Here is an 18,916-nt window from a genome sequence, read left to right as displayed (position 1 = left end):
AGCGATACAAAAAATAATGAGTATTCGGTACAAATCCTGCGTATATGAGTAACCACGACGACAGGAGTTGGGGGCAGTTCGTCGAGGAGATCCCCGACGACACCGTCGTCGAACGGTTCGAGGGTGCGGAGCCGAAGACGGCGACGGAAATTGCCGATGTGCTGTCCTGCACCGAGTATGAGGCCCGGAGCAAACTCGACGCGCTGTGTCGTACCGGTCAGTTGGACCGAAAACAGGTGCGCGAAGAGCCGCCGCTGACTGTCTGGTACCAGCCCAGAGCAACGTTTGTCAGCGAGGACAACGGAACGGGTCGGCCGGTCGACGAACACGTCTCCACCCTGCTCGACGATATGGACGTCCCCGGAATCAGCGAAATGATGCGGGACTGGCGACGCGACGCGATTCGTGCCACGTTCGACCAGCTCCGAGACACTCGCGAGCTCGAGGAAGCCGAACTGATCGAACAGGTGTATCCGGCACACTCCGCGGGGTACGACGAGGCAGAACAGTGGTGGGCGATGGTATCGGAACGGCTGGGCGATCTACCGGGTGTCATCGAGCCTCGATGGGGCGGCGAAACGTGGCGATACGACGGCTAGTAGATCAGTTCGTCGTCGCTCTCGATCATATACAGCGTTCGTGCGGAGATGTTGACGGCGTGATCGCTGATGCGTTCGAGGTCTCGAATCGTCAACAGGAGCCGTGACACGTCGTTCATGAGTGCCTCGATATCCTCGCTCGATTTCTCGTCGAACTCCCGTTCGAGCAGGTCCCGAACGACCGTCTGGCTCGCTTCTTCACAGAGCGCATCGATCTCGTCGTCGCGTCGCGAAATCTTACGACACGCGTCCGGGTCGTCAGTCGCATACGCGTCCATTGCGTCCTCGACCATCTCGTGAGCCAAATCTCCCAGTCCCTGCACGTCGACCTCGGGATAGATGTCCTGTTCTGCGTTGAGGGAATACTCGGCAAGATTGGTAGCGAGATCCCCAATCCGTTCCAGATCTGTGATGATCTTGAACGAGGATGCGATAAATCGAAGATCACCGGCGACGGGCTGTTGTAGCGCCAGAATATCGATACAGTCCTGTTCGAGGTCGAGATACAGCTGGTTGATCTCGTGGTCGCCCTGAATCACTTGCTCCGCGATCGCCTCGTCTTTCTGTTCGAGGGCGTCGAAGCTCATCCGCAGCCGTTCGAGGACGAGTTCGCTCATGTAGAGAACGTCCTCACGGAGAGACTCCAGCTGTTGTTGGTAGTCCTGTCGTGCCATACTCGGTCACAGACCGGCCGGACGTATAAGTGCTATCGGATCGGGGAAGCTTGCCACCGCGCCAGCGGCGACGGCCTGACGTTCCCATGACCGACTCCTTTTATCCGCTCGGACGGTAGGTGGCCGGTATGAGCGATACCACGGAGCGAATCGGAGCACGCTGTCCCTCCTGTTCGCCAGATGCCGAGACTGTCCACGAAGTACTCAAGCCCGGTGGACAGGCGACCGTTCGCTGTACGGAGTGCGGCCACGTCCACAAGGTTCGTATCGAGGAAGATCGGACCGTCGAGCGCGATGTCGTCGTCTCACAGGAAGACGAGTCCTTCTCCGCGACGGCAGAACCACCGGCCGACGAAACCCTTGCCACCGGCGAGGAGTTCGTCCTCGATACGCCCGAGGCGATCATGACTGTCCGGATCACCAGCCTCGAACTCGACGGCGACAAGCGCGTCGACGAAGCAAGCGCCGAGGACGTCAGTACGATCTGGACCCGCGCGGTCGGGAACGTCGGCGTCAACACGACGATCCACCCGAAGGACGGTCGCCGAGAGGAGACCAGAAGCGTTACCTTGCAGGTCCCAGGGGACTACGAGTTCACCGTCGGCGCGACCGACAAACTCGCCGGTGAAAAGTTCACGATCGAAGGGATCGTCGTCCGGGACGACGCAACCGGCTACAAGTTCGACAAACTGGATCACGACCGCGATACGGCGGTCGCAAAGGACGTCAAGCGGCTGTACGTCCGAGACGAGACCTCAACCGCCTGGTCGGCCTGGTAGCCGATGTCCGGGGGTGCGTTCGAGGATCGACGCGACCGGATGGTCGACCGTCTCGTAGAGAGCGGCCGGATCGGCGACGAGGCGACTATCGACGCCCTCCGTTCGGTCCCGCGCCACGAGTTCGTCCCCGCCCCCAAACGTGACGCAGCCTACGTGGACCGTCCCCTCCCGATCGGCGACGATCAGACGATCAGCGCCCCACATATGGTCGGGATGATGACCGAGCTGATCGATGCCGAACCCGGGGATGTCGTCCTCGAAATCGGCACTGGCTGTGGCTATCACGCAGCCGTCACTGCGGAAGTCGTCGGGAGCGAGAACGTCTACTCCGTCGAGTACAGCGAGTGCCTCGCCGAGCGTGCCGAGGACACGCTCTCCGATCTCGGATACGGTGACGTCTCGATTCGCGTCGGCGACGGCTGGGATGGCTGGCCGGAACACGCCCCGTACGACCGTGCGTATCTGACCTGTGCTGCCACCGAACTTCCAGAACCGGTCGCCGAACAGGTCGTGGGCGGTGGTCGAATCCTCGCCCCGATCGGTCGACGACAGCAGATGCTCAAACAGTTCGACAAGCGAGCGGACGGCTCTCTCGCCACGGAATCTCATGGCGGGGTCCGGTTCGTACAGATGCGTGGCTGACCCGACACCGAACTATCCCGCCCGCCAGCCGCGCGATTGATTACGTTCCGGAACGAATCCGGAGACATGGAACCCGCGGTACTCCGAGACGACATGGTCGACAGCCTCGAACACGAGGCCAAGGCCGTTGTCCGGAGCGAACAGGTAGGGCTCGCGATGCGGGAGGTTCCGCGCCACGAGTTCGTCGACGCCGATCGGGCGGCCTACGCCGATATCTCCCATCAGGAGCACGGCACACGCGTTCTCTCGCCGAGCGAAGCGGCCAGACTGCTCGAACTGGTCGATGTCAGGCCGGGTCACTCGGTGCTGGTCGTCGGCGTCGGCGTCGGCTACACCGCCGCTGTGCTCGCCGAGATCGTCGATGGGCGAAGCGTTCACGCGGTCGATATCACCCGCTCGCTGGTGTACGCCGCCCGCGAGAACCTCGCTGCGGCGGGTCACGGTGAGGTGCTGGTCGACTGCCGTGACGGTGCTGACGGCCTCCCCGAGTACGCGCCCTACGACCGGATCCTGCTGGAAGCGGCGGCAGTACGACCGCCACCAGCCCTGTTGGATCAGCTCGCTCCCGAGGGGAAACTCGTCTTACCGCAGGGCAACGCCACCCAGCGGCTCACCGTCATCGAGAGCAGTGGCGATGTCGAGGAACACGGTACGGTGGCGTTCGCGCCGCTGCTCGTCGAGGGCGAACAGGCCGATGCCATCGAGCGCAACCGAACCGCTCGCGAGGACCGTGAGCACGCAGAGCGCGCCGCTCAGTCGCGTCACTGCTGGGAGCGCGAGTGGATCGACTGGGACGGCGTCTAGTCGTCGATCACCAGTAGCTCCGTATTCTCGCGCTGGTCCTCGTACTCGGTTCCTGCTGGCGGATTGATGTCGATCTCCAGGGTGCCCTTGTCCTGATTGTCCCGGAGCTCCGGCGATATGCCGACTGTGGCTTCGCCATCGGCGTCCGATTCCTCGTTTACAACCCCATCGATGTTCGCGGTCCCACTGGAGACGATCACTGTCGCGCCCTCGACTGGATCGCCCTGATCGTCGATTACCGTCAGATCGACCGAGTTGTACCCCGTCTCGATCACCTCCTCGTCGGGTTCGACGTCGAGTTCGGTCGTTCCGAGCGTCCCGACGCCCGAGAGCATCGACATCATGATTGACAGACTCGCCACGCCAACTACGATGGCGATGACGAGTCTGATCGGCAGTCCCTCGATCGCCCGGTCGTCCGACCGGAAGGCTTCGAGTCGCATGGCGGGGCTGGCCGCCCAATCGTATATAAACGGTCCGACGAACTCGATCAGAACTTCGGCAGCAACTCCTCGCGTGCGAACTCGATGAACCCCTCCTGCTCCGGTCCGATCTGGTGGATGTAGACGTGATCGTAGCCCGCATCGGCGAAGGCGTCGATCTGATCAATATACGGCTCCGGATCGCCCCCGCCGACGATCATCTCGGCGATGTCGTCGTCGGGGGTTTATGTATTCGAACCGATAGACGACCAGGAATGGTTCACTCACCGGTCCGAAACTATCGAAGAATAGTCCACAGTTCAGGACAATATCACGATGAGAAGTCCACAAAGGGATAGTACCATGCCTACAATGGTTAAAAGAAGGAATTCCTCGATACTCACTCCAATGATGACCAGATTAATAGAGAACAGTAGAATTCCAATTCCAGTATATACAGAGAGTATATTATTTTTGGAGGCTTGTGCTGACATCATGGATCTGTAATTTATATTCCATTATAGTTCTTTTCAACTTAACCAGATATGGCAGAATATGATTATCACTGCCCCGTCCGAAAGGACAGATCGAGCGCGGGCGCGCTGTGGGTCAACGCGCCCATAGAGATGATATCGACGCCAGTTGTCGCGTACGCCGGGATGTCATCGACGCCGATGCCGCCCGACGCCTCGGCGAGGACGCCGTCGTACTCTGCCAGCAGGTTGACGGCCTCGCTGGTCTCGGCGGGCGTCATGTTGTCCAGCAGGACGATATCGGCTCCGGCCTCCGCGGCTCGTGGGGCGTCTCCGACGCGTTCGACTTCGACGTCGATCTTCGTGGCGAAGGAAGTCCGGTCGTCGAAGCGCTCGATGGCCCCTTCGAGGCCCAGCTCCGCGATCTGGTTGTCCTTCACCATCACCATATGCGAGAGATCGAGGCGGTGGGTATCGCCACCGCCCGCGACTACTGCGCGTTTTTCGATCCCGCGGAGGCCCGGCGTCGTTTTGCGGGTCGCCGCAATCTCCGGGGCCGTTTCCGCCCCGACTACAGCCGCGGCACGCTCGACCGCTCGACGCGTCTTCGTGGCGATGCCCGAGGCGTGGCCAGCGATGTTCACGGCGACGCGCTCGCCACGCAGGACGTCGCGGGCGGGTCCTTCGACTGCGAGGACCTGATCGCCCGGTTCGATTCGCTCGCCATCCTCCAGCGATTCCGTGACGTCGACGTCGAGGTACACGAAGACCGCGCGAGCGGCGTCGAGTCCAGCGATAACACCCGCTTCTTTTGCGACGAGACGACCGGCTGTCCGGCCGGGCACCCCATTCGTCACGTCGTGATGGCCCAGATCTTCCCGCAGCCAGCCTTCGATCTGTGAGTCGGTGATCATCAGTCGTCCGCGAGTGTCGCAGCCGATTCGGTGGGCTCGTCGACGAGATAGTGACAGCCCACAGAGCGCTCGTTTTCAGCAGCGGCGCGCGCGATCAGCAATGCAGTGACGCTCGCGTGCCGGAGTTCGTACAGATCCCTCGCGGTTCGCGTTCGGACGTATGCGTCGACCTCTCCCTTGAGTCGGCGTAGAACGGCGGCAGCGCGTGCGAGCCCCTCGGACTCGCGACGCAGGCCGACGTGCTCGCCCATCACGCGACGCAGGCGCGTGAACTTCTCGGCGGCGAAACGTGGCGGGAGGTCCGGGTCGCTGTCGAGCAGGTCGGCGGCCTCGATCGGCTGTGGCTCGTTGCCAGTCGCCGTCTCGCCGGTCCGGAGCCCCCAGACCAGCCCTTCGAGCAGGCTGGTCGAGGCCAGTCGGTTCGCACCGTGGACGCCGGTTCGGGCACACTCGCCGACGGCGAACAGTCGGTCGAGGCTGGCCCGACCGCGGTCGTCGACTGCGATGCCGCCACAGAGGAAGTGCTGGCAGGGCGTGACAGGGATGCCAGCGTCGAGATCCACGCCGCGCCGTTCGCAGCGCTCGGCGAGATCGGGGAACTGCTCGGCGAAGTCGAACATCGAGACGTCAAGTCGGACCTCGCCGGTTTCGTCACGCTCGCGTGCGACCGCACGTGCAACCACATCACGCGCGGCGAGTTCGGCGTCCTCGTGAACCCCGGGCATGAACCGCTCGTCCTCGCCGTTGATGAGGTGTGCACCCTCGCCGCGGACGGCCTCGCTAATCAGGACTGTCTCAATCGTGTCGTTGTCCGCCGCATCGGTCACGCCCGATACCGTCTCATCGAGCGCGGTCGGGTGGAACTGGACGTACTCCATGTCGGCGACGTCCGCGCCGGCGAGCGCGGCCATCCCGATCCCATCGCCGGTCGAACCCGCTGGATTCGTCGAGTGTGGGTACAGCGATCCGATCCCACCAGTCGCGAGGATGGTCGATCCGGCGAAGACGGGGTAGCCGGTCCGTGAACGCTCCCCGTCTGGTGTCCGGTCCAGCTGGACGCCGTGGACGCGCCCTTCGTGGGTGATCAGATCGAGCGCGGCGGTGTCCTCCATGATCTGTACGCGCTCGTGGTCGTCGAGATAGGATAGAAGGGGTCGGAGAATGTGTGTACCCGTCTCGGCGTTAACGTGCAGGATCCGGTTCTCGGAGTGAGCCGCTTCGCGCCCGTAGTCCCAGTCGTCGCCCAGCGAATCGAACTCTCCACCAGCCATATCGAACTCGACCCCGAGCGTCTCCAGCAGGACGTCCTCGACGGCGTCATTGGCGTTCTCCACGAGGACGTCGACGGCGTCGGGATCCGCGGTATTACTGCTTGCCGCCAGAATATCGCGTTTGAACCCATCGGGATCGTCCCGCGAGACGGCGATGCCCCCCTGTGCCCAGTCGGTGCTGGCGTCTTCGGGACGTTCGGCTTTCGTTGCGACCAGCACGTGGCTTCCCCCGCGTGCGGCCGCGAGCGCCGCGGCACAGCCCGCGATGCCGGTACCGACGACAAGCACGTCCGCAGTGGTGTGGTCCGACATTGTTCACCCCTGTAGCTCCAGCATCCGGTTCATCGCCACTTCGGCGAGCTCTTTCTCCCGCTCTGCCACCTCGATGACGTTGCGCTCACGCCCCTCGACAAGCTCTTCGAGCACCCACGTCAGGTAGTTCGGGTCGATCTGGCGCATCGCGTTACAGTCCATACAGGCGTCGCCACACAGTGGAAGGACGTTCACCTCGGGATACCAGCGATCGAGGTGGTTCGCCAGATGAATCTCTGTTCCGATCGCCCAGGTGTCGCCGGGATCGGCCTCCTCGACGACCTCACAGATCGTACTCGTCGAGCCGACGACGTCCGCGGCTTCGACGACCTCGCGGCGACACTCCGGGTGCACCACGACGTTCGCCGCGGGATTGTCCTCGCGCATCTTCTCGATGTGGTGTTCGCGGAACCTCTCGTGGACCTGGCAGTAGCCATCCCAGAGGATGATGTCGCTTTCTGCCACCTCCTCGGCGTCTTTTCCCTCGGGATCCCACGGATCCCAGTCGGCGGTCTCGTCTTCGAGGCCCAGTCGGTGAGCCGTGTTCTCGCCGAGGTGTTTGTCGGGCAGGAACAGTACTTTGTCCCCCTTCTCTAGGGCCCACTCGAAGACAAGATGGGCGTTCGAGGACGTACAGATCGCGCCGCCATGCTCGGCGGTAAACGCCTTCAGATCCGCGTAGGAGTTCATATACGTGATCGGGATGATCTCCTCGTCGGGTGCAGCCGCCGTGATCTCGGCCCACGCGGCGTCGACCTGCAGGGCTTCTGCCATCCCGGCCATCGGGCAGGACGCTTCCATGCTCGGGAGGATAACAGTTTGCTCGTCGTCAGTGATGATGTCCGCGCTCTCGGCCATGAACGTCACGCCGCCGAAGATTACGTACTCGGCGTCAGCGTTCGCCGCTTCTTTCGAGAGCTGGTAGGAATCACCGATGAAATCGGCGTGTTCAACGATCTCCCGGCGCTGATAGTTGTGTCCGAGGATCACGACATCGTCGCCCAACTCGGCCAATGCAGCCTCAATCCGGTCAGTCCGTTCGGATTCGTCCAGTTCCCGGTACTGTTCGGGTAACTGTTCGAGGTTGTCGTATTTGAAGAGACTCAAGTCGGTATCGATGTTTGCAGTTTCCATTCGTGGCACTAACTGACACCAGTGATTACTACGAACTTCAGAGCTGGTCTATGAAAAGATTTTCTTTTCAATTACTATCTTTGGGTGCTTTCAAGAACCTGGGAGCGATAGCGGAGCCCAGATATCTGCAGACTGGTCACTGGGCAAGTACGTGTGATCGGTTGTGGAGTACGATACCTTTCACCGTTTCCGGCGCATCTGGGCGACCGCGCTCGCCAGCGCCGACGTGGATGCCCCTGTTGGTCTGCGACTGGTGCGGCTGGTATCGCACTCACGACAGCGGTGGGCGACGTGATCCTCGTCACCGAACACGCGCCGGAAGTCCTCTGTGACGTGGGCGCCACAGTTCCGGCAGGTGGGGGACTCGTCGCTCTCGACGAGCTTCAACACGCCGACCACCCCTCAATTTCGGCTAATCCCAATCGCCAGAGGGCGCGGACCACCGGGATAGAATATGATGGGACAAACTCAGCGGTCCGATTTTCGAAAACTGAATTTGTGGATAAACGACGTGCTGACGGATTGTAACGCCGTTTTTCTACCGACCAAAGACCGGTTAAAATTTTGATGGGCCAACGCGGATTTGAACCGCGAACCTCCCGGTTATCAGCCGAGCGCTCAACCTGATTGAGCTATTGGCCCGCGAACGCATTATCGGGTAGTTGGCTTGTGTGTTTAAGCGTTTCCTTCTCCCGGGGCCCTGTCAGGGGGTGACGCCCTCCTGCGGTATCGCTAGCGATCCGGCGACTCTCCGGATTCGTCGAACTCGACATCGTAGGAGTCGTCGCCGAGGTCGTATACGTCGTCGCCCCCGTCGGACCGTGGATTCGTATCGAAGGAATCGTCAGCGCCACCCGATCCCCCGTCGATGTCGAACGGATTCCCGGCCTGTGCTGGGCCTGGCCCTTCGTTCGTGTCCCCGGGGAACCCGAAGGTGTAGACGTTTCCGGTGGCGAAGCCGCCGGTCTGCTTGTCGATATAGGGGACGATGACGAACTTCTTGACCACGGCTCTGATGGCGATCCGTGTCGGCGGGATCACGAGCAGGAAGCCGATAAGGTCGGTTACGAGTCCCGGCGTGAGCAGGAAGGCTCCGGCGGCGATCAGGAAGCCCCCGTCGATCAGCTGGTTCGTCGGGACGTCGCCAGCCCGAAGGGAGCGCTGAAGCTTCCGGATTGTTCGCTTACCTTCGGCGTGTACCGCGAGGGTACCGATCAGGGCTGTCAAGACGACCAGCAGGACGATCTCGAGCCCGCCGATCCAGCTGACCCAGAAGATGCCCAGTGCGACCAGCAACACCGAGTCCAGGAGCGGGATGAGCATCAACAGGGCCAGAATCCGCTTGAACATACACACTGATAGCGGCTCCGCGGTAAAAACGCTTAACACTCCGGACCGGTCCCGAAGCCCTTACCCTCGCGGCGGCGTAGCGGCCCGCATGGACGAACACGCAGCCCAGACCGGTGTCGAGTGGCACGAGTGGGGGCCGGAGCCGTTCGAGATTGCGGACCGGGCGGACAAGCCAATCTTGCTGTCGCTGTCGGCGAGGTGGTGCTCGTGGTGTCACGAGATGGATCACGAGACGTACGGTGAGCCACGCATCGCCGCAAACGTCAACGACGGCTTCGTACCGGTGCGGGTCGATGTCGATCGCCATCCACGGGTTCGCGAGCGGTACAACATGGGTGGGTTTCCTTCGACGGTCTTTCTGACGCCCGAGGGTGAACTGCTGACCGGGTCGGGCTATCTCGGGCCCGACGGGATGCGTCAGGTAATTACGAGCGTCCGGAAGATGTGGGACGGAAAGGGCAGTTCCGCGGGCCGGGTCCCCCGGGCGGTCAACGGCGATAGCCCACCTGCAGGACAAATAAGCGAGGAGATCGAACGCCACTTTCTCGGTGCACTCCATGAGACCTACGACGAGCGGGCGGGCGGCTGGGGAACGAATGCAAAGTTCCCGATGCCCCGAACCGTCGAGTTCGCGCTCAAACGCGAGCGCGAGCAGGCCGAGCGGACCCTGAGTGCGATCAGCGCGAACCTGTTCGACGAGTACGCCGGTGGCTTCTTCAGATACGCCGCCGAGGGCAACTGGGCGGATCCCCACTACGAGAAGCTACTGGACACGAACGCCGCGCTGGTGCGAGCGTTCGCAAACGCCTATCTCTACACCGGCAAGGAGGAGTACCGCGAGCCCGCAGAGCGCACCATCGACTACCTGACGACGACTCTGTGGACCGGAGCTGCCTTTGCCGGCAGCCAGTCCGCGGGCGAGGGGGCGAGCTACTACACGCTGGAACCCACCGGGCGCGAGGACGCAGAGGCCCCACCGGTCGATACGACAGTCTTCGCCGACCGGAACGCGCTGGCCGTCGACGCGCTCCTGACGTACCACGCCTACACGGACGAAGACCGGGCACGTCGCTATGCGGAGCGAGCGCTCGATCACCTCCGGGAGGAACTGATCGACGACGGAGAGGTGTTACACTTTATTGATGGCGACGAACGCGGCGAACGGCTCCTGCTTGCAGATCACGCGCACACGCTTGCAGCACTCGTGACGGCCCACGAAGTGATTGGAGCTGATACAATTGAGACCGCCCAAACCGTCGCCGATGCGGCCATTGACGAACTGTTCGACGAGTCCTCGTTCCGGGATGGTCCTGCTGCAGGCCTTGGTCTGCTCGACAGGCCGCTCCGCCCGCTCGACGGCAACGTCGAAATGGCCGACGCGTTGCTCGATCTCTATGCCATCACTGGTAACGAACGATATCGTGATGTCACACGGAAAACGGTCGAGGCGTTCGCCGGTGCCTACGACCGGTTCGGTCCCCAAGTAACCGGGTTTGGCTCTGTCACTGCCCGACTCCTGAACGACACGCTGACGATCCGCATCGGTGATGCCGCAGGTTCGGACCTGCACCGCGCCGCACTTCGCGTCGGCGATCACGAGAAAGTCGTGGTGCCGGACGCAGCCGGAATGAAAGACGGTACAGCTGTCGCGCGACGCGGCGACCGATCGGCAGATCCTGCAACGACACCCGATGAGCTCGAGCAGCGCGTTCGGACGCTCTCAATGGCGTAGACCTGCAGGTGGTTTTCTCCGTTCGTCCCGCCAAGGTTTCAAACGGTCGGTGCGTTTATACTGTTCGAGCGTTTCTTGAGCAGTATGCCTAGCCTCAGGGATCTCGGCCTATCGGAGTACGAAGCTCGCGCATACCGGTCGCTGCTGAACACGGGTCCCACAACCGCAAAAGAGTTGTCTCGGGTGAGTGACGTGCCGATGGGGCGGATTTACGACGTACTCAACAGTATCGAGCAGTACAATCTCGTCCGAACCCAGACCGCCAGTCGACCGAAAAAGTACGTCGCGGTCGAACCATCGACCGCGCTCGACCGCCTGCTTGACGACAAGAAGCGCGAACTCGAGGAGAAGGCCGACCAGTACGAGGAGATCGTCGACGACCTATCGACCGAACTGCACGCCGCCGACCCCGTCGAAGAACAGTTCTGGACGGCGGCGGTCGGCGCGGAAGAGACTGCCGACCTGCTCGTCGAACGCCTATCGGCGGCCGACGAACGGATCGTCGTCGTCGCCTCCGACCAGACCTCGCTGTTCGATCAGGGCGATATTGGCACGCTCGTCGCGAAACAGCTCGAAGCCGCGATCGACCGGGGCGTCGAGATCAACGTGCTGATGACGCCAGGACTGGTCGATTCACTGCCCGAGGACGTCGGCAAGCGCCACCGCGAGACGCTCTCACCGCATCCCGACTACGAGGTCCGGGTCAGCGACGACGTGACGGGGACGTTCAACGTAATCGACGACGTCGAGGTCTGCATTCAGGTGCCACACCCGCTCGCTGTCAACGACACCTTCGGTATGATCGACCTGAAGGATCCCGAGTTCGCGACCAACATCCACGACGAGTTCCTGCCGAAGTGGGAGGACGCCGAGCCCCTCTCCTTCTAGTTGTCTCCCTCCGTATCCTCCTCACAGCCGCTCGGGCCGGGATCGAGAAGCACGTTCAGTTCGTTGCCATCACGAACCCGGGCGAAGAGACCATAACACGGCGAGTTCTCTTGAGTCAGATCGACCTGCCGCCACTCGTCCTGTCCGTCCATGCGGATCGAAACCACGTAGGAGCCCGAAACTGGCTCCCAGTTCCGTTCGACGCGTCGAGTTTCGCCCGCTTCGAGGGAGAGATCGGACCAGTGGATCAGCTCGCCGCCGTCCTCGACGATGACGTGTGCCGTCCGGGTCTCGTCGGTCCCGTTTTCCACGTCGACGTAGTACAGTGCCGGGGTCGAGCCAGCGGGTTCGTCGTCGGTGGTATCGTCCGCGTCCTCGTTGTCGTCCGGTTCCTCGAAGTCATCGTCGCCGTTCCCGTCGTCTTCGGGTTGATCGGTCGGTTCCTCGTCGCCGTTCTCGGGCTCATCATCGTCGCCGAGACAGCCCGCGAGAACGGCACCTGTTCCCGCCGCGCTCGCGGCGAGCAGTTTCCGTCGCGTAATCGGTCTCATCGTCCGGGACGAATCGGCCGATCATAAAATAGCTTCCGTCAGACACTCCGGTCAGTTCTGTACTTCCGATCGCAGCTGACCCATCTCGACGTGCCGTTCGGCGTGGGCGTTGTGCTGGTGGATCGATTCGTCGTTGGACTGGCGCATCGAGACGACCGCGTCATCTGCGAGGTCGGGGAACTCCTCGACGACACCCTCGGCCATCGCGCGGACGCAGTCCTCGACGAACTTGGCGTCGGCGTGGGACTCGTAGGTCATGTGGTCCTCGTCCGGTCGTTTCGCCATGTTGTAGATCCGGCCGCTCATCGACTCCTTGGCGACCTCAATCAGATCGCGGAGGTCGACTTCGGGTGCTCCCGTGCTCTCGATCGTGATCTTGGCGTGGCCGCGCTGGGAGTGGCCCGGCTGTGGCACGTCTTCGAGGAACTCTTCGACGGCGTCGGCGTCGACATCGAGCTCCTCGAGTTTGTCACGGGCACGAGTCTCGGACATCCCCTGCGAGCAGGGACAGACCGTCATCCCGGTGACATCGACCCCGATCATCTCGCGGGTGCCCTCATCGGTTGCCGTCGCACTGGCGGTGATATCGACGGTGCTCTGGGTCTCCTTGTCCGAAGCCGGCGTCTGCTCGCGCTGGACCAGCTCGGCTTCCATCGAGACAGTGACCTCACTCGTGTATTCGTGTTTCTCGATCAGTCGTTCCGCAGCGTCGCCACAGACATCCTCGACACGGTAAACCTCTTCACGGGTGGCGGCTTCGAGCGTCTCGTCGATGACTTCCATGTTCCGGCTCATGTCCGCACCTTTGCGCCAGGAGGGCAGATCGACGAACACCTCGAATTCGGCCATCAGTACGATCGGGCGTTTGTCGGGGCGGGCGACCTTGACGAGTTTCTCGACATCCGTAACGCCGACCTGACTCAGGCCGACGGTGACATCCGGGCGGGTAGCCTGGACGTCCGGCAGTTGTTCACTCATTGAGCGGTGGTCAGGGTGGAGCGTGATTAGGCCTTTCGAAAGGAGCACTTCTACGACAGGAATGCGGGGACGACAGGCTATCACTCCAGTTTCTTCAGGGCCTCGAAATAATCGGCACTGCCTCCGGCGAGACGGACTGGAGCGCCAGCAGTTTCGACGGTGACGGTGGTGGGTGGGTCCAGTTGCTTTCGTGTCCGGCCGTCGCTCACCACGAAGGCGTCGTCGGCGTCCGAGACAGTCACGGACACCGTACTGTCGGCATCGACAACCAGCGGAGGCATCGAATCAGTCGGACACATCTCGGTAACGACGACGGCGTCGAGCCCCGGATGAACGAGCGGGCCCCCCTCACTGAGGTTGTACGCGGTGCTTCCGGTTGGCGTCGACACGAGTACACCGTCGGCGTGGCCGGTCGTGTACACGTCGCCGTCGATCCGGACCTCGAAATCAGCACCCATCCCGTGGCCGCGCTGTGGGCCCTGAAACACGATCTCGTTGATCGCCGGCTCGAGCGACCAGTCCCCGTTTTCGGCCTGTAACCGTGGCAACTCACGCGACGCTACACGACCGTCCGACCGAAGCCGTTCGACTTCGGCGGTGACCGCTTCGATCGCGTCGGCGGGCGCGATCGCGTTCAGAAAGCCGACTTCACCGAGGTTGACGCCGATAATTGGCGTCGAAGCGGCACCGCGGGCCGCATACAGGAAAGTCCCGTCCCCGCCGATCGAGACGACGAGGTCGCACGTAGCCATTTCGCTTACGTCGACGCCGGGACGGTCGAGCGTGTCGCCGGTCGCCGCATCGACCGAAACTGTGAGATCGTCAGCCGTGAGGATTTCGACGAGGTCCCGCGCGAGCTCGGCTGCCCGCTCGTTCCCCCGCTGGGCGACGATCCCGAGGTGCATAGCATCCGATTGCGGGTGGGGAGTGAAAAACTACTCGTTGGGGCGTCACACAAATTATTATACCCCGTCGTTCCCTAGCCGATTACACGAATCTATCATGCTCGCCCGACTCGATGATCCCGACACCGTAGCCTCTCAGTTGTTCACGTAATATGGTCGATAGCAAACAGATCGAACGTACGAAAGAAATCCAGCAGCGCACCGGGCGGACGTTCCACGTCGCGACCCGTTTTCTCCCCGAGCGTGCGCGCCATCCAACGTACGTACTGTACGCGTTCTTTCGCATCGCAGATGAAGTAGTAGACGATGCCGGAGAAACGCCGCCGGACGAACAGGCAGAGCAGTTGGAATCGTTCCGCAGGCAGGCGCTTGGCGAGGAGCCCCCCGAGGGACCGGTACTCGACGCGTTTCGCGATATTGCGGTCGAGTACGAGATCTCCGAACGCGAGATCAACGACTTCATCGACGCGATGAAGACGGATATCCACAAGAGCCGGTATGAAACATACGACCAGCTCGAGGAGTATATGCGCGGCTCGGCAGCGGCGGTCGGTGTAATGATGACCGAGATTATGGACCTCGACCAGCCCGACGTGGCACTGCCACACGCCGTTGCGCTCGGCGAGGCGTTTCAGCTTACAAACTTCCTCCGGGATGTCCGCGAGGACGTCGTCGACCGGGACCGCATCTATCTCCCCATCGAGACGCTCGAGGAGTACGATGCGTCGGTTAGCGATATCGAAAATCTGGAGTTCACGCCAGAAATCGGACGGGCGATTCAGGCGGAGCTCGCCCGGACGGAACGGCTGTATCACGAGGGCGTTGCCGGCATCAAGTACTTGCCGGAGGACTGTCAGTTCCCCGTCCTGCTGTCGGCGGTGCTGTACGCGGACCACCACCGGTTGATTCGTGATCTCGGCTTCGATACGGTCTCGAACGAACCGGAGTTGAGTATGGCACGAAAGCTCTGGCTGGCGGCCAAGACCCGCTGGCACTGGCAGTGGAACCGGGATCCGGACGCCGTCTTCCAGCGGGTCAGTACGATCACGGAGACGGACACGCCACAGCACGATCCCGATCGGCCGGATACGACACCAGCGCAGTAGCTACTTTTCGATCGGGAAATGGGCGGGGGTCGTCGTCAGGCCCGCAAAGTCGAACCAGTCCGCGCGGAACAGCGTCACCAGCAGTGCCGCGGCGAGCGCGACCGGGATAGGGTTGCCAAAGTAGAGGTTGACCAGTCCCCACAACAGTCCGAAGCTGATCAGATCGTCGAGGACGTACTCACAGCGCTCGAGCCGTCGAGAGAGGGCGTCGTGGTCGAAGGTTACAGTGAGAATCCCAACCGCGACCGTCCCCGAGATCATCCAGCCGATGTAGTTCTGGACTGGCACGTCGTAGTACGCCCCGCCGGCGTCCCAGCCCCAGAAGCCGAGCGCGACTGCACCGGGATCGAGCACGAGGTCCATCGTGATGACGACCGCGAGGACCGAAAGGAACCGGATCGGTAGCGACTGCATGCGCTCGCCGAGCACTAGCGCACAGAGCAGGTAGCTGTTGAGCAAGATTGGGAAATAAAAGACCGGCAGTGCAACTGGAACGGCATCGAACAGCATCGGTCCGAGATCGATCAGATACTCGAATTCACCGTATGGAAAGCCCGTGTAGACGCCGACGAGTTCGATGCCCCAGCTAAAAAGGACGAGGACGCCGAGCCCTGCGGCGACCCGCCGGTCGACCAGCGGGGCGAGCCCGCCGATCAGTGGCAGCCGCATCACCAGCACCGCCCCGAGCAACAGGAGTGGATTGAACGCGAGCCAGTGAGGGATCACGCCTTCTGCCGCGCCGATCAGGAGTACGGTCCCGACGAGCGGGAACGTGATCGCGATCGTCACGCGGTTGTTCCGGATCAGCGTATCCAACCGGTCCTCGAACGCGCGTCGATCCATTAGTTCCCTCTCCGGATTCCCGATACATCAACGAACCGCTTTGTCGTCGTTCAGAACGGTGGTGCGATCTGCCAGAGCTTGCCCATCGTCAGTACCGCGCCGACGATCGTGTTGATCGTTGGATACCACCAGTACGCGCGGTCGACAGGTACGGAGGAGAGACCGATCCCGGCGACGAGCATGGGATAGACGGCGAACACGACACCGAGGCGTGGGTCGAGCAGTCCGAAGGCCACCGCAGCCAGCCCCCAGACCACAGTACAGTACGCGTAGGTCGCCCGCTCTCCCAGGAGCGTTGCAGTCGTCCGGATTCCGGCCCGTCGGTCCGGATCGATATCCGGAATCGCCGAGAACGTGTGCATCGCCATCGCCCAGCACCACGCGCCAGCGACGGCGAGAAGCGGCGGTTGCGCCCCTGCAACTGTGGCGTAGGCTGCCATCGCGGGAACGACGTAGAGCCCGTTCGAGAGCGAATCGAGCACAGGGGTCGTCTTGAACCTGGCTGGCGGCGCGCTGTACTCCGCACCGAGCAGCACAAACAACCCGATCCAGAGCCACGCCGCCCGCGGCAGCAGCAGGGCGACCGGGATCGCCAGCGCCCCACAGACAGTAACAGCGTAGACGACGAACCGTTGGCCCTCCCAGCGCGCCTCCCGCCCCCCGTCGTCTTTTTTTGGGTTTTCGGCGTCGATCTCGGCGTCGTATACGTCGTTGATGCCGTACAGGAACACGTTCGCCGGCACGAGAAAGTACGCGAAAAGAACCAGCAAGACCGGCTCGGCGAGGTCGGCGAGCGTGGCTGCGCCGTAGACGGCTCCGACCGCGACCGGCCCGGCGAGATACAGCCAGAAGCGCGGTCGCGAGAGCACGAACAGGTAGCGCAGCCGCTCGCCTGCGGTCTCCTGGCTCGCCGCACCGCCCGTCGTCGTGGTCGGAATCACGTCCGAAGCTACCGGTTTCGTATCACTTAGTCGCGTCGCCGTAATCTTCGATGAGCTTTGTCGCCGCGTGTTCACCGCTGATCAGACACATCGGAACCCCGATACCGGGGTTGGTGTACGAGCCCGCGAAATAGAGCCCATCGACCTCGCTGGACCGGTGGTTCGGGCGGAACAGCGCCGTCTGGGTGAGGGTGTGGGCCATCCCCAGGGCAGTGCCATCGTAGCTGTTGTACCGCCCGGCGAAATCGGAGACCGAAAAGATCTCCTCGACGACGATCCGGTCTCTGATTTCGGTGCCGGTGTTCGCGGCGATGTCGTCGAGCACGAGCTCGCGATACCACTCGCGGGTCTCCTCGTCGTCGTCCAGACCCGGTGCGATGGGGACCAGCGCAAAGAGGTTGCTGTGGCCCTCCGGCGCAACAGTGTCGTCGGTCTTCGAGGGGACACAGAGGTAGTACGCGGGGTCATCCGGCCACGCCGGCTCCTCGAAGATCTGCTCGAAATGTTCGTCCCAGTCGGTCGGCAACACCAGCGTGTGGTGTTCCAGCTCAGGAACGTCCCCTTCGACGCCAAGATACATGAGGAAGGCGGAGGGAGCGTATGTCTTCGATTCCCAGTACTCCTCGGTATACTGGCGCTTTTGCGGCGGCAGCAGCTCCTGCTCGGTGTAGGGCATGTCCGCGTCGCTGAGGACGTAATCGACTTCGTGGCCGCCGACCTCGGTCTCGACGCGGAAGCCGCCCGCTCGCCCCTTGATCTCGGTCACCGCCTCACCGGTCCGGTACTCGACGCCGAGCTCCTCGCCCAGCTGTACCATCCCGTCGACGACCCCGCCGATTCCCCCCTCGGGATACCAGACGCCGAGGTTGAAATCGACGTGGCTCATCAGGTTGTAGAGGGCGGGTGTGTTCGTCGGCGACCCGCCCAGAAAGACCAGCGTGTACTGGACGACCTGCTGGAGCTTCGGGTGCTCGAAGTAGTTCTCGACGTGGTCCTGCATCGAGCCGATCAGCGAGAGGCCCCGCGCGTTACGCAGGACGTCGACGTCGAGCCAGTCCCGAAGCCGGCTCCGATCGGTGTAGACGAAATCGTCCATCCCGATCCGATAGTTCTCGCTAGACTGATCGAGATACCGCTCTAGGGCCTCCCCAGCACCCGGTTCGTACGACTCGAACAGTTGCTTGTTCGTTTCGAGCTCCGGCACGAGATCGATGACTTCGCCAGTCTCGCGCTCGCTACGCGTCGGGACCTCCTCGACGGCGGTCGCACCCGGCAGTGATCCCTCGCCGTCCTCTTTGAAGAAGATCCGGTAGTGTGGATCGAGCCGTTCGAGCTCGTAAAACTCGGCCGGATCACGATCGAAGTGGCCGAAAAAACGCTCGAACGCGTCCGGCATCAGATACCACGATGGTCCCATGTCGAACCGAAAGCCGTCCCGCTCTAACCGGCTCGCGCGGCCACCAACTTGCTCGTTCTTCTCGAAGACGGTGACGTCAGCCCCGGCATCAGCGAGATAACAGGCAGCCGAAAGGCCGCCAAATCCGCTGCCGACGATGGCGACCGACTGACCCGATAGCGATTGCATAGTTGTCAGTCGG

The 18,916-nt window shown here is 62.4% G+C and carries 21 protein-coding genes and 1 tRNA gene; 7 read left to right on the top strand and 15 right to left on the bottom strand.

Going from position 1 to position 18,916, the window contains the following annotated elements:
- Positions 1 to 44: 44 nt before the first annotated feature.
- A complete protein-coding gene (locus tag AArcSt11_RS04035) occupies positions 45 to 599 on the top strand; it encodes a FaeA/PapI family transcriptional regulator (RefSeq protein WP_250594844.1) in 555 nt (184 codons plus the stop codon).
- Here AArcSt11_RS04035 and phoU read toward each other — a convergent pair.
- Positions 596 to 1,273, bottom strand: coding sequence for a phosphate signaling complex protein PhoU (gene phoU, locus AArcSt11_RS04030; RefSeq protein WP_250594843.1), 678 nt, complete (start codon positions 1,271 to 1,273; stop codon positions 596 to 598). The two genes, AArcSt11_RS04035 and phoU, sit on opposite strands and share 4 nt — an antisense overlap.
- A 128-nt stretch (positions 1,274 to 1,401) precedes the next feature.
- On the opposite strand from phoU, the gene AArcSt11_RS04025 reads away from it, so the two are divergent.
- The 3 genes from AArcSt11_RS04025 (at position 1,402) to AArcSt11_RS04015 (ending at position 3,498) form a co-directional block, all read left to right on the top strand.
- Complete coding sequence (locus AArcSt11_RS04025; RefSeq protein ID WP_250594842.1) at positions 1,402 to 2,052, top strand: HVO_0476 family zinc finger protein; 651 nt, start codon at positions 1,402 to 1,404, stop codon at positions 2,050 to 2,052.
- A 3-nt stretch (positions 2,053 to 2,055) separates the two neighbouring features.
- On the top strand, positions 2,056 to 2,694 hold the full coding sequence (locus AArcSt11_RS04020) for a protein-L-isoaspartate(D-aspartate) O-methyltransferase (protein WP_250594841.1): 639 nt from the start codon (positions 2,056 to 2,058) through the stop codon (positions 2,692 to 2,694).
- A 66-nt stretch (positions 2,695 to 2,760) separates the two neighbouring features.
- On the top strand, positions 2,761 to 3,498 hold the full coding sequence (locus tag AArcSt11_RS04015) for a protein-L-isoaspartate O-methyltransferase family protein (protein ID WP_250594840.1): 738 nt from the start codon (positions 2,761 to 2,763) through the stop codon (positions 3,496 to 3,498).
- Here the strand turns inward: AArcSt11_RS04015 and AArcSt11_RS04010 are convergent.
- From AArcSt11_RS04010 to AArcSt11_RS03975, 8 genes are all read right to left on the bottom strand, one after another.
- The gene (locus tag AArcSt11_RS04010) at positions 3,495 to 3,941 is read right to left on the bottom strand and encodes a DUF7382 domain-containing protein (protein WP_250594839.1); all 447 of its coding nucleotides are present in this window, start codon (positions 3,939 to 3,941) and stop codon (positions 3,495 to 3,497) included. The two genes, AArcSt11_RS04015 and AArcSt11_RS04010, sit on opposite strands and share 4 nt — an antisense overlap.
- A gap of 47 nt (positions 3,942 to 3,988) precedes the next feature.
- Positions 3,989 to 4,141, bottom strand: a complete 153-nt coding sequence (locus tag AArcSt11_RS04005; RefSeq protein ID WP_250594837.1) for a hypothetical protein — start codon at positions 4,139 to 4,141, stop codon at positions 3,989 to 3,991.
- Between the two features lie 341 nt (positions 4,142 to 4,482).
- Positions 4,483 to 5,307, bottom strand: coding sequence for a carboxylating nicotinate-nucleotide diphosphorylase (nadC, locus tag AArcSt11_RS04000; RefSeq protein WP_250594835.1), 825 nt, complete (start codon positions 5,305 to 5,307; stop codon positions 4,483 to 4,485).
- Positions 5,307 to 6,890 carry an L-aspartate oxidase gene (locus AArcSt11_RS03995; protein ID WP_250594833.1) on the bottom strand — a complete coding sequence of 528 codons (1,584 nt, stop codon included), beginning with the start codon at positions 6,888 to 6,890 and terminating at the stop codon, positions 5,307 to 5,309. The genes nadC and AArcSt11_RS03995 overlap by 1 nt, the downstream gene beginning before the upstream one ends.
- Positions 6,891 to 6,893: 3 nt before the next feature.
- Positions 6,894 to 8,024 carry a quinolinate synthase NadA gene (gene nadA, locus AArcSt11_RS03990; RefSeq protein ID WP_250594831.1) on the bottom strand — a complete coding sequence of 377 codons (1,131 nt, stop codon included), beginning with the start codon at positions 8,022 to 8,024 and terminating at the stop codon, positions 6,894 to 6,896.
- Between the two features lie 180 nt (positions 8,025 to 8,204).
- On the bottom strand, positions 8,205 to 8,414 hold the full coding sequence (locus AArcSt11_RS03985; protein ID WP_250594829.1) for a DUF7563 family protein: 210 nt from the start codon (positions 8,412 to 8,414) through the stop codon (positions 8,205 to 8,207).
- 178 nt (positions 8,415 to 8,592) lie between these two features.
- Positions 8,593 to 8,666: transfer RNA gene (locus AArcSt11_RS03980), tRNA-Ile, on the bottom strand.
- A gap of 90 nt (positions 8,667 to 8,756) precedes the next feature.
- Positions 8,757 to 9,374, bottom strand: coding sequence for an FxsA family protein (locus tag AArcSt11_RS03975; RefSeq protein WP_250594827.1), 618 nt, complete (start codon positions 9,372 to 9,374; stop codon positions 8,757 to 8,759).
- Positions 9,375 to 9,462: 88 nt separating this feature from the next.
- Here AArcSt11_RS03975 and AArcSt11_RS03970 point away from each other — a divergent pair, with 88 nt between their 5' ends.
- Both AArcSt11_RS03970 and AArcSt11_RS03965 read left to right on the top strand, forming a co-directional pair.
- Positions 9,463 to 11,106 (top strand): thioredoxin domain-containing protein, encoded by a 1,644-nt coding sequence (locus tag AArcSt11_RS03970; RefSeq protein ID WP_250594825.1) that lies wholly within the window; start codon positions 9,463 to 9,465, stop codon positions 11,104 to 11,106.
- Positions 11,107 to 11,190: 84 nt separating this feature from the next.
- Positions 11,191 to 11,994, top strand: coding sequence for a TrmB family transcriptional regulator (locus AArcSt11_RS03965; RefSeq protein WP_250594823.1), 804 nt, complete (start codon positions 11,191 to 11,193; stop codon positions 11,992 to 11,994).
- On the opposite strand, the gene AArcSt11_RS03960 is transcribed toward AArcSt11_RS03965, so the two are convergent.
- The 3 genes from AArcSt11_RS03960 to AArcSt11_RS03950 all read right to left on the bottom strand — a co-directional run bounded on the left by AArcSt11_RS03960 (position 11,991) and on the right by AArcSt11_RS03950 (position 14,428).
- The gene (locus AArcSt11_RS03960; RefSeq protein ID WP_250594821.1) at positions 11,991 to 12,545 is read right to left on the bottom strand and encodes a hypothetical protein; all 555 of its coding nucleotides are present in this window, start codon (positions 12,543 to 12,545) and stop codon (positions 11,991 to 11,993) included. The two genes, AArcSt11_RS03965 and AArcSt11_RS03960, sit on opposite strands and share 4 nt — an antisense overlap.
- A 51-nt stretch (positions 12,546 to 12,596) precedes the next feature.
- Complete coding sequence (gene mptA, locus AArcSt11_RS03955; protein WP_250594819.1) at positions 12,597 to 13,523, bottom strand: GTP cyclohydrolase MptA; 927 nt, start codon at positions 13,521 to 13,523, stop codon at positions 12,597 to 12,599.
- Between the two features lie 80 nt (positions 13,524 to 13,603).
- Positions 13,604 to 14,428 (bottom strand): NAD(+)/NADH kinase, encoded by an 825-nt coding sequence (locus tag AArcSt11_RS03950; RefSeq protein ID WP_250594817.1) that lies wholly within the window; start codon positions 14,426 to 14,428, stop codon positions 13,604 to 13,606.
- A 152-nt stretch (positions 14,429 to 14,580) separates the two neighbouring features.
- Between AArcSt11_RS03950 and AArcSt11_RS03945 the strand changes: the two genes are divergently transcribed.
- A complete protein-coding gene (locus tag AArcSt11_RS03945) occupies positions 14,581 to 15,534 on the top strand; it encodes a phytoene/squalene synthase family protein (protein ID WP_250594815.1) in 954 nt (317 codons plus the stop codon).
- Here AArcSt11_RS03945 and cruF read toward each other — a convergent pair whose 3' ends face one another.
- Genes cruF through crtID form a run of 3 tightly spaced genes read right to left on the bottom strand, consistent with a single transcriptional unit; the run spans position 15,535 to position 18,903 of the window.
- Positions 15,535 to 16,377: a bisanhydrobacterioruberin hydratase gene (gene cruF, locus AArcSt11_RS03940; protein ID WP_250594813.1), complete on the bottom strand. Its 843-nt coding sequence runs from the start codon at positions 16,375 to 16,377 to the stop codon at positions 15,535 to 15,537.
- A 50-nt stretch (positions 16,378 to 16,427) separates the two neighbouring features.
- Positions 16,428 to 17,318, bottom strand: coding sequence for a prenyltransferase (locus AArcSt11_RS03935; protein WP_353617674.1), 891 nt, complete (start codon positions 17,316 to 17,318; stop codon positions 16,428 to 16,430).
- Positions 17,319 to 17,340: 22 nt separating this feature from the next.
- The gene (gene crtID / locus AArcSt11_RS03930) at positions 17,341 to 18,903 is read right to left on the bottom strand and encodes a bifunctional phytoene desaturase/3,4-desaturase (RefSeq protein WP_250594812.1); all 1,563 of its coding nucleotides are present in this window, start codon (positions 18,901 to 18,903) and stop codon (positions 17,341 to 17,343) included.
- Between the last annotated feature and the right edge of the window lie 13 nt (positions 18,904 to 18,916).

The sequence above is a fragment of the Natranaeroarchaeum aerophilus genome (assembly GCF_023638055.1).
Classification (GTDB): domain Archaea; phylum Halobacteriota; class Halobacteria; order Halobacteriales; family Natronoarchaeaceae; genus Natranaeroarchaeum; species Natranaeroarchaeum aerophilum.
Note: the sequence above shows the minus strand (reverse complement) of the source record. Positions and strands in the feature narration are given on the sequence as shown.

What these genes read in the sequence shown, in the direction of transcription:
- AArcSt11_RS04035 (WP_250594844.1), top strand. Translation starts at nt 45, where the DNA reads ATGAGTAACCACGACGACAGGAGTTGGGGGCAGTTCGTCGAGGAGATC.
- phoU (WP_250594843.1), bottom strand. Translation starts at nt 1,273, where the DNA reads ATGGCACGACAGGACTACCAACAACAGCTGGAGTCTCTCCGTGAGGAC.
- AArcSt11_RS04025 (WP_250594842.1), top strand. Translation starts at nt 1,402, where the DNA reads ATGAGCGATACCACGGAGCGAATCGGAGCACGCTGTCCCTCCTGTTCG.
- AArcSt11_RS04020 (WP_250594841.1), top strand. Translation starts at nt 2,056, where the DNA reads ATGTCCGGGGGTGCGTTCGAGGATCGACGCGACCGGATGGTCGACCGT.
- AArcSt11_RS04015 (WP_250594840.1), top strand. Translation starts at nt 2,761, where the DNA reads ATGGAACCCGCGGTACTCCGAGACGACATGGTCGACAGCCTCGAACAC.
- AArcSt11_RS04010 (WP_250594839.1), bottom strand. Translation starts at nt 3,941, where the DNA reads ATGCGACTCGAAGCCTTCCGGTCGGACGACCGGGCGATCGAGGGACTG.
- AArcSt11_RS04005 (WP_250594837.1), bottom strand. Translation starts at nt 4,141, where the DNA reads ATGATCGTCGGCGGGGGCGATCCGGAGCCGTATATTGATCAGATCGAC.
- nadC (WP_250594835.1), bottom strand. Translation starts at nt 5,307, where the DNA reads ATGATCACCGACTCACAGATCGAAGGCTGGCTGCGGGAAGATCTGGGC.
- AArcSt11_RS03995 (WP_250594833.1), bottom strand. Translation starts at nt 6,890, where the DNA reads ATGTCGGACCACACCACTGCGGACGTGCTTGTCGTCGGTACCGGCATC.
- nadA (WP_250594831.1), bottom strand. Translation starts at nt 8,024, where the DNA reads ATGGAAACTGCAAACATCGATACCGACTTGAGTCTCTTCAAATACGAC.
- AArcSt11_RS03975 (WP_250594827.1), bottom strand. Translation starts at nt 9,374, where the DNA reads ATGTTCAAGCGGATTCTGGCCCTGTTGATGCTCATCCCGCTCCTGGAC.
- AArcSt11_RS03970 (WP_250594825.1), top strand. Translation starts at nt 9,463, where the DNA reads ATGGACGAACACGCAGCCCAGACCGGTGTCGAGTGGCACGAGTGGGGG.
- AArcSt11_RS03965 (WP_250594823.1), top strand. Translation starts at nt 11,191, where the DNA reads ATGCCTAGCCTCAGGGATCTCGGCCTATCGGAGTACGAAGCTCGCGCA.
- AArcSt11_RS03960 (WP_250594821.1), bottom strand. Translation starts at nt 12,545, where the DNA reads ATGAGACCGATTACGCGACGGAAACTGCTCGCCGCGAGCGCGGCGGGA.
- mptA (WP_250594819.1), bottom strand. Translation starts at nt 13,523, where the DNA reads ATGAGTGAACAACTGCCGGACGTCCAGGCTACCCGCCCGGATGTCACC.
- AArcSt11_RS03950 (WP_250594817.1), bottom strand. Translation starts at nt 14,428, where the DNA reads ATGCACCTCGGGATCGTCGCCCAGCGGGGGAACGAGCGGGCAGCCGAG.
- AArcSt11_RS03945 (WP_250594815.1), top strand. Translation starts at nt 14,581, where the DNA reads ATGGTCGATAGCAAACAGATCGAACGTACGAAAGAAATCCAGCAGCGC.
- cruF (WP_250594813.1), bottom strand. Translation starts at nt 16,377, where the DNA reads ATGGATCGACGCGCGTTCGAGGACCGGTTGGATACGCTGATCCGGAAC.
- crtID (WP_250594812.1), bottom strand. Translation starts at nt 18,903, where the DNA reads ATGCAATCGCTATCGGGTCAGTCGGTCGCCATCGTCGGCAGCGGATTT.